Origin of the sequence: Bacillus cereus group sp. BfR-BA-01356, from assembly GCF_022663635.1 — a bacterium.
GTDB classification, from domain to species: domain Bacteria; phylum Bacillota; class Bacilli; order Bacillales; family Bacillaceae_G; genus Bacillus_A; species Bacillus_A cereus.
This window is the reverse complement of sequence record NZ_JAKUFX010000203.1, coordinates 1-6,444: the sequence shown is the minus strand read 5'-3', so window position 1 is coordinate 6,444 and position 6,444 is coordinate 1. Positions and strand designations below refer to the sequence as shown.

Below are 6,444 nucleotides of genomic sequence, written 5' to 3'. Positions count from 1 at the left end.
TTTATGAAGACGTTTAGCCACTTCCTATCGAATCCAGTGGATTTATTTTCAAAATCCTCTAGCAATATTTTTTGAAAATGTCCCCTTGACTTTTCATAGTTGGTCTTTTAACCACCGAATACTCTAAACATTTTCTTAATGGTATCTTTTGTAATAGGGATTCCTTCTTTTAACATTCCATCTAGAGTTAGAGCATGTATTAACGCCATAAACCCATCCGTTTTACGTAAATAAGGTTCAATTTTTTCATAACTAATATTTCCTTTTGAATCTTTATCCACATATACATTATTTGTGTACCAACGCATCATACGATCTGCACCGTATACAATACTTTCTGTTGCAAACATTTCTTCCACTACAGGTTGTAGCTTGGTATGTGTTACCTTCCCACTACGAGCTATCTCAAGATGAAAACCAGCTTCTTCAAAGATTTGTTTAATATAATTAATCCTGTATAAGTCAGAAGCGATTGATTTTATATTGTATATTTTCGCTTGTTCAATAAACCAACCTAAAATATGTTCTGGTTTATTAATGACATCATCGATAATCGTTACAAGCCCTTCATCTATTGCTACTTGAATATCAATTTTAAAGTTTTTATTCTTTAATGCTTGACGATTAATAAAAGTATGATGTTTCCAGTACCTTTTCCCTTTATATTTAAATAACAAACCTACACCAACAAAATCATTAATATCCGAGAAATCAATACCACCTACACAAGTCTGTCCTTTTAATTCCTCCAATGGAAACTCTTGATCAGTAGCTTTTATTTGCTCCCAACTTGCTACAGAGAACATCGTTTCTTCTTGCGGTAAATTCATACGTTTTGTCATGAATTCAATCCGTGCGGAAGGTCTAGTTTGCATGTTCTCATATTCTGTTTCCATCTCTTGCTTCAAATGAGGAAAGTAAGGTAATGAAGGGTTTGCTTTCTCCCACATTTCAAAATCATCCACTTCGCTTTCATCATCTAATTTACAAAGAAACGGAAACATACGTGAATTGGGTAATTCCCCATTCAAAACTTGCCTAGCCACATCTTTAAAATCATCTAGTACACCGCCACGTACATCTCCATCTGTAGTCAAATAAAAACGGCGTGGATGTTGTACCTTCCCTAATGCTGATGTAAATACTTTGATGTTGTCATAACTTTCGTAGGCATGAATTTCATCAAAAATAACAACCCCAGGACGTAAACCATCTTTTGTCTTAGCGTTGTTCGTATAATATTTAATTTTCGATTTTGTTTTCTTGTATACTATTTTTTCTAACGTCCATTTAAAGAATTTCTTCATTCTCTTTTTGTACTCTTCTAATACATCATGAACATCCATAAACGACGTTAAAGCCTGCTCTTTTGAAGTAGCTACAATATCAACGTTATATCCTCGAATCCCTTGTTTGCTAACTAAATAGAAAGCAAGCGCTGCAATGAAACCATTTTTTCCAGCACCACGGCCCATCAAAATTAAAAACTCATTAAACACAAGCGTTCCGTCATCATAAAACAAACCTACACAGCAAGCCAAAATAAAATCTTGATGTGGTAATAATTCAAACGAAAAATACCTTTCAATAAATTCTTTTGCTTCTGTAATTTCATCATGATTGATAACAATGTTGTTTTGGCTGAGTTTCTTCTTTAGAAGTCCCATTAATAGTTTGACTTCTTTCGATGACTTCACCTGGCCACTTTCAACCATATCTATATAGTTATCAATATAGGGATGATACTTATAATTCGTCATCGTCATCACCTGTATTTGGATTTTGCAAATTCATCTTTTTAATTAACTCTGTCATACTACGAATAGTTTCCCGGTATTCCTTTCCGGCTGGATTAGGCTTAATTCCTTTTTGCCCTCCACCGTTATCCCATGTAACCATACGTTCTTTCTTCCATTCTCTTTCCAATGCTTTCGATGCATCCCACAATGCCATGTATTTATCAACCAAATCAATGTACACCGCACTGTCCATTTCTTCATTTTCCAATTGTTGTAATAAATCTTGTTTAACTTGCATCTTTTTTGAGAGTTTTCGCAACTATACCCCCCCTTTACTTAAAAAAATAAAAAATATATTTTCTCACCACCTCCCCCCGTTGAATGGTCCTCCTAGTAAAAGCCAAACTTTTTGACCGGGGGGTGTTTAAGAAATTAATTCAAAGTATCCTTCAATAAAATCCAAAATAAAAAAGACTTCTTCACTAGAAATCTTTAGAATATCCTTTGTAAATATTAAATTCTCTTCTTCTCGCAATCTTTCTCTAACATCATTAAGTTTAAGTCGTTTGCACTTTCTTGGGTTCACACAGTCTCTTATTTGACAGTAACGCCAGTAAGAATACTTTCGGAACTGATTAAGCATGTCACGCTCATATGACGTGCGCTCGTCCTTCTCAGCGTATTGAATCATTAAGTCAGTATCGAATGTCCAACTACCATCCACAATTATCATAGCTACCACCGTTCCTCATTCATGAACTTAGGTTCACTATTGCTAATCATCTTGTCCTTACCATCAGCAATGTTATGGTGACGTACACAAATGTATTCAAGGTTATCTAATTCTAACGCAAGATGCGGATGAGTCTTAACCGGTTTGATATGGTTCACATCCATCTTCGTCTTACGCCCACGTTTATCAAGTGTATCTCGTGTCGTTACCTTTCCTTCCTGTTTGCAATGCTCACATTCATTCTTAGCTCGCTCAATTGCTTTTAATCGTAAAGCTCTCCATTCTTTAGATTTATAGAACTTCATCAGCTTATCTTCTTTTATTAATTGAATAAGATGTTCTTTATCCATCGTTATTTCTCACCAACTTGTTTGTACTTAGCGATTTTAAAAATGTCTACAGAAACTCCAAGGCAATTCGGACAAACTTTTACTTCGCAATAATCTTTTTTATGGACTTTTAACTTACGTTCAGTTTTACAAAGTAAACATCTATAAATTACATGTCCGTCCGCTTTCATTCCTTTCCTACCTACCGATCTAATATCTTGTACAGAACAAAATATAATCCCAAATAAAGAACCTACACAGCAGCCTATAAGGAAGTCTAACCAGTTCATTACATCACCTCTTACCTTCCTCTAACAAATCATCAATCAACTTATCGATTAGACTTGTTAAAGCTTCTTCTCTATCTTCAAATGTTGTACTCTCTTGCAATTCATCTAACACTTGAATTAAATCTGGTAACCGCTCTAAACCCACATACCTTTTTATCTTCTTTTTACTACGAAGAGCGCGAAGGATTATGCCGATGATTATTGTTTTTTCCAGTTTATTAAAGTCTATTTGCATTTACATTCACTCTCTCAAGCATCGTTTCATGAATTCCTTTAGCCAACTTTTCCGCATCTACTTCTTGAGGTTTCTTCAATAACTCTTCAATCCCTATTTTTAATAGGTACTGTTCCGTTTCCTTCGACAAAACAATATCCGAAGGCAGCTCATTTGATGTTATAACATCAATTAGAAAATCTTCCACCACACTCTGTCCCTCACAACTGAACATTCCTGCCATCACCTTAATATCATGTTTCTTATCTCTTATTAAATGAGCAAGCTGTATAAGTTCTTTATAAATTTCTCTCCTTTTATTAATAAGGATAGTTTGTTCAATCAGTCCTAATTCCTCTTCCTGTTTTTCAAGTGGCGCAAATTTCATTGGTCTTGTTGGACCTCCACATCTAACACACTTTAATCCGTCAACATGTTTAGCAACAACAACAGTTCTACAATTCTTATCCATACATTCAACCATATCTTTAAATTTCATCATTCATCATCCTTTTCAATTAAATGTTCAAGACCTTCTAATGCTTCTTCACCATTCACGTATATCGTTACATTTTTTAAAATAGCAATCACATCATCTAATGTTTGGATTTTATTCGAATCAATCTTATATTGCTTTACAGGTTTAAATACTAATGTTTTAGCTTCCATTCTTCATCCTCCTCAAAAATAAAAAGCACCCGAATGGATGCCTTTCTCTGGATTATTAATTTGTCTTTCTATTGCGGTACGTGAAGTTTTATTCTTTTCCCAGTTACTTAATGTTGCTACATCCCTCTGCACCTACACTATTAAGTAACTGGAAGAAGAGCAAAAGCTCTCCTTATTAACGGTAACATCCAATCAGTACCATCTGCTGGTTTCGGATTTTATGTGCCGTCATTACGAACCGTTTAGAAATATAAGAACAACATAGTGAGTTGTGTTTTCCGCCACTTCTCACAATACAAATATATCATGTTAAAAACAAAAACGTGTCCGTAAATCGTTCGCAAATAGTCCGCAGATAGTTCACGAATAGTTCGCGTTTTTGATTTATGTATTTTTTCACATCGTTTTTCAGCCTCTTTTCGCATAGTTTTGAATAAATATGTTCTTTAATCCTTGAAAATGAATTAGCTATAATCTGGATTGTGTTAAATTCACCTATTCCGTTTAACCTTAGATATACCAATCTCTTTCGCATTTTATAAAAATGAATTTGACACTTTCAGTTTAAAGCTAATTCAATAAGTGTTAAAAAAATAAAGGAGCTAGATTCTAAACTTCCTTTGATAATCATTTAATGTATCTTGCTCCATTCCAATGTATCTCAATGTTTCTTTCTGATCTGTATGATTTAACATCTTTTGCAAGGCAACTACATCTTTAAATTGTTTGTAATGGTGATAGCCATATGTCTTTCTAAGTGAATGAGTACCGATACGTTCCAATCCAAACTCTTCAGCAGCTTGATTCAATATTACATATGCCATTGCACGAGTAATTGGTTTATTTTTTCCGTTTCTACTCTTAATTAGGTATTCATTCTTTGGCTTTCCTTCAGTATAATTTCTGATAGCTCTCTTCAGCTCTGAAGGCATCTTCACATCTTTGATCTTCCTTGTTTTCTTTTCGCGTATCACAATATTCCAGCCTTCTACATCACGAACACGTAACCGTAATATATCCGATATTCTGAATCCTGTATTAATACCAAGAAGAAACAGAATGTAGTTCCTCTCATTCTGTTCCTTATAGAACTCTTTTATTTCTTGTATTATTTCTTTATCTCGAATCGGCTGTACAATATTCATATACTTTGCCCCTCTTTTTGTTTACGCGTTTTTTGAAACACCTCTTTTTTTAGATTGAAAGCTAAACGCAATATCGCTCGTCCTTTTAACTTATAATATTTCGTTTTACCTATACCTAAATCCATCCAGATATCTTGATCATATCCAGAATCATGTTCCATATAAAATTTCACAATCACTTCACGTTCATCATCTCTTAGACGATTCACACCGTCATACAACCAACTCATAAATTTATTTCGTTCTTGTTCATACTCTATTCTTTCTATTGCAATATTTTCAGTCGAACTATTAAACTCATTTGTATTCGATGGAGGAACAATAGAATACGACGCTGTCACTTTTGGCAGCATATCACATGGCATAGTTGCTAAATATCTACGATACTCATTAAATACTTTTTCGATTTCTTGTTTTGTTCTTTTTCCATCCACAATTGGCATCTTGAATGATAGTTGTTTATTCATATTAAATTCCTCCATTGTTATTATTTTTGTCTTAATGCTCCACGTCTACGTTCATAACGCGGGCCACGAATCCCCATTAAATCTTCAATGTCACGAGTGCTTAATTTTTCTTTTCGGTTTTTCTTGTTTTTCTTCTTTACTTGTATTGATTGCTTTTTCCATTCACGTAGCTGATCCTTTAACACCTTCATTTCCCCATCTCCCTTTTCAAAATAAAAAGGACACCTATTCCTAAAACAGCTTGAATTGCCGTTTTAATGAATTGGTGTCCTCTAGTTTTCTAGCCGGACTGTATTCATTTGTAATCTCGAATTTTGTCTAAAATTTGTGTTTTTTATTCATTTAGCTGTTACATCTGTCCTGGTATAATAGATGTAACATTGCCATTCGAAAAAAGTGACTTGTCCCCAATACAAGTTGCTTTTTTCTTTTTTATTTTATAAAGAAATTATTATTTCCAATTAAAGTGAATGTAATGTTCATAGTAAGTTATTCCTAAAATACTCTTCTTTTCTTCTTTCTTAAATTCAACATTTACACCATCCATCAATGTTCGTAACTTTTTTATAAATAATTCCGAACACATAATATGCTTATCTTGATTTTCATTATGAATTTTATAGTTATAACCTACATATCCGTTTTTCGCGCTTTCAATTATTGCAGATTCCATTTCTTCGGCAAATTCCAACACCTTTTCATCAATAGCCTTGTCTCGCATTTCTTTCAGATTTTTGACTAATGACATTTCCATTCCCCTCGTATATTAATATTTAAGCCCTATCTCAGGCTTAGTTTTACTCTCTAATAAGAGTCCAGTAATAAAGAAAATACTTGGACGTCTCAAGATATTTCTAG

Annotated in this window: 12 protein-coding genes; all 12 read right to left on the bottom strand. The window is 33.7% G+C overall.

Annotated elements, in window-relative coordinates:
• Window positions 1-107 precede the first annotated feature (107 nt).
• Window positions 108-1,760 carry a terminase TerL endonuclease subunit gene (locus tag MR168_RS31810; RefSeq protein ID WP_348980683.1) on the bottom strand — a complete coding sequence of 551 codons (1,653 nt, stop codon included), beginning with the start codon at window positions 1,758-1,760 and terminating at the stop codon, window positions 108-110.
• The gene (locus tag MR168_RS31805) at window positions 1,747-2,058 is read right to left on the bottom strand and encodes a hypothetical protein (RefSeq protein WP_021727588.1); all 312 of its coding nucleotides are present in this window, start codon (window positions 2,056-2,058) and stop codon (window positions 1,747-1,749) included. The genes MR168_RS31810 and MR168_RS31805 overlap by 14 nt, the downstream gene beginning before the upstream one ends.
• A 105-nt stretch (window positions 2,059-2,163) precedes the next feature.
• Entirely contained in the window at window positions 2,164-2,472 is a 309-nt protein-coding gene (locus tag MR168_RS31800; protein WP_088068586.1) for a hypothetical protein, read from the bottom strand.
• A 2-nt stretch (window positions 2,473-2,474) separates the two neighbouring features.
• Window positions 2,475-2,822, bottom strand: coding sequence for an HNH endonuclease (locus MR168_RS31795; protein WP_088068584.1), 348 nt, complete (start codon window positions 2,820-2,822; stop codon window positions 2,475-2,477).
• A gap of 2 nt (window positions 2,823-2,824) precedes the next feature.
• Window positions 2,825-3,091 carry a hypothetical protein gene (locus MR168_RS31790; protein ID WP_086423737.1) on the bottom strand — a complete coding sequence of 89 codons (267 nt, stop codon included), beginning with the start codon at window positions 3,089-3,091 and terminating at the stop codon, window positions 2,825-2,827.
• A gap of 4 nt (window positions 3,092-3,095) precedes the next feature.
• Window positions 3,096-3,236 (bottom strand): hypothetical protein, encoded by a 141-nt coding sequence (locus MR168_RS31785; RefSeq protein ID WP_242291738.1) that lies wholly within the window; start codon window positions 3,234-3,236, stop codon window positions 3,096-3,098.
• A 73-nt stretch (window positions 3,237-3,309) separates the two neighbouring features.
• Window positions 3,310-3,804, bottom strand: a complete 495-nt coding sequence (locus MR168_RS31780) for a hypothetical protein (RefSeq protein ID WP_242291737.1) — start codon at window positions 3,802-3,804, stop codon at window positions 3,310-3,312.
• Window positions 3,804-3,974, bottom strand: coding sequence for a hypothetical protein (locus tag MR168_RS31775; protein WP_181032146.1), 171 nt, complete (start codon window positions 3,972-3,974; stop codon window positions 3,804-3,806). Before MR168_RS31775 ends, MR168_RS31780 begins: the two co-directional genes overlap by 1 nt.
• Before the next feature lie 602 nt (window positions 3,975-4,576).
• On the bottom strand, window positions 4,577-5,119 hold the full coding sequence (locus MR168_RS31770) for a tyrosine-type recombinase/integrase (RefSeq protein WP_001028515.1): 543 nt from the start codon (window positions 5,117-5,119) through the stop codon (window positions 4,577-4,579).
• Window positions 5,116-5,586 carry an ArpU family phage packaging/lysis transcriptional regulator gene (locus MR168_RS31765; RefSeq protein WP_001041469.1) on the bottom strand — a complete coding sequence of 157 codons (471 nt, stop codon included), beginning with the start codon at window positions 5,584-5,586 and terminating at the stop codon, window positions 5,116-5,118. The genes MR168_RS31770 and MR168_RS31765 overlap by 4 nt, the downstream gene beginning before the upstream one ends.
• Window positions 5,587-5,606: 20 nt before the next feature.
• The gene (locus tag MR168_RS31760; protein ID WP_242291736.1) at window positions 5,607-5,777 is read right to left on the bottom strand and encodes a hypothetical protein; all 171 of its coding nucleotides are present in this window, start codon (window positions 5,775-5,777) and stop codon (window positions 5,607-5,609) included.
• Window positions 5,778-6,037: 260 nt separating this feature from the next.
• Entirely contained in the window at window positions 6,038-6,334 is a 297-nt protein-coding gene (locus MR168_RS31755) for a hypothetical protein (RefSeq protein ID WP_137072755.1), read from the bottom strand.
• Window positions 6,335-6,444: the final 110 nt, after the last annotated feature.

Excerpts from the sequence above, each read along its gene's own strand:
- MR168_RS31755 (WP_137072755.1), bottom strand. The coding sequence starts at position 6,334 with ATGTCATTAGTCAAAAATCTGAAAGAAATGCGAGACAAGGCTATTGAT.
- MR168_RS31765 (WP_001041469.1), bottom strand. The coding sequence starts at position 5,586 with ATGAATAAACAACTATCATTCAAGATGCCAATTGTGGATGGAAAAAGA.
- MR168_RS31780 (WP_242291737.1), bottom strand. The coding sequence starts at position 3,804 with ATGAAATTTAAAGATATGGTTGAATGTATGGATAAGAATTGTAGAACT.
- MR168_RS31810 (WP_348980683.1), bottom strand. The coding sequence starts at position 1,760 with ATGACGAATTATAAGTATCATCCCTATATTGATAACTATATAGATATG.
- MR168_RS31795 (WP_088068584.1), bottom strand. The coding sequence starts at position 2,822 with ATGGATAAAGAACATCTTATTCAATTAATAAAAGAAGATAAGCTGATG.
- MR168_RS31770 (WP_001028515.1), bottom strand. The coding sequence starts at position 5,119 with ATGAATATTGTACAGCCGATTCGAGATAAAGAAATAATACAAGAAATA.
- MR168_RS31760 (WP_242291736.1), bottom strand. The coding sequence starts at position 5,777 with ATGAAGGTGTTAAAGGATCAGCTACGTGAATGGAAAAAGCAATCAATA.
- MR168_RS31790 (WP_086423737.1), bottom strand. The coding sequence starts at position 3,091 with ATGAACTGGTTAGACTTCCTTATAGGCTGCTGTGTAGGTTCTTTATTT.
- MR168_RS31800 (WP_088068586.1), bottom strand. The coding sequence starts at position 2,472 with ATGATAATTGTGGATGGTAGTTGGACATTCGATACTGACTTAATGATT.
- MR168_RS31775 (WP_181032146.1), bottom strand. The coding sequence starts at position 3,974 with ATGGAAGCTAAAACATTAGTATTTAAACCTGTAAAGCAATATAAGATT.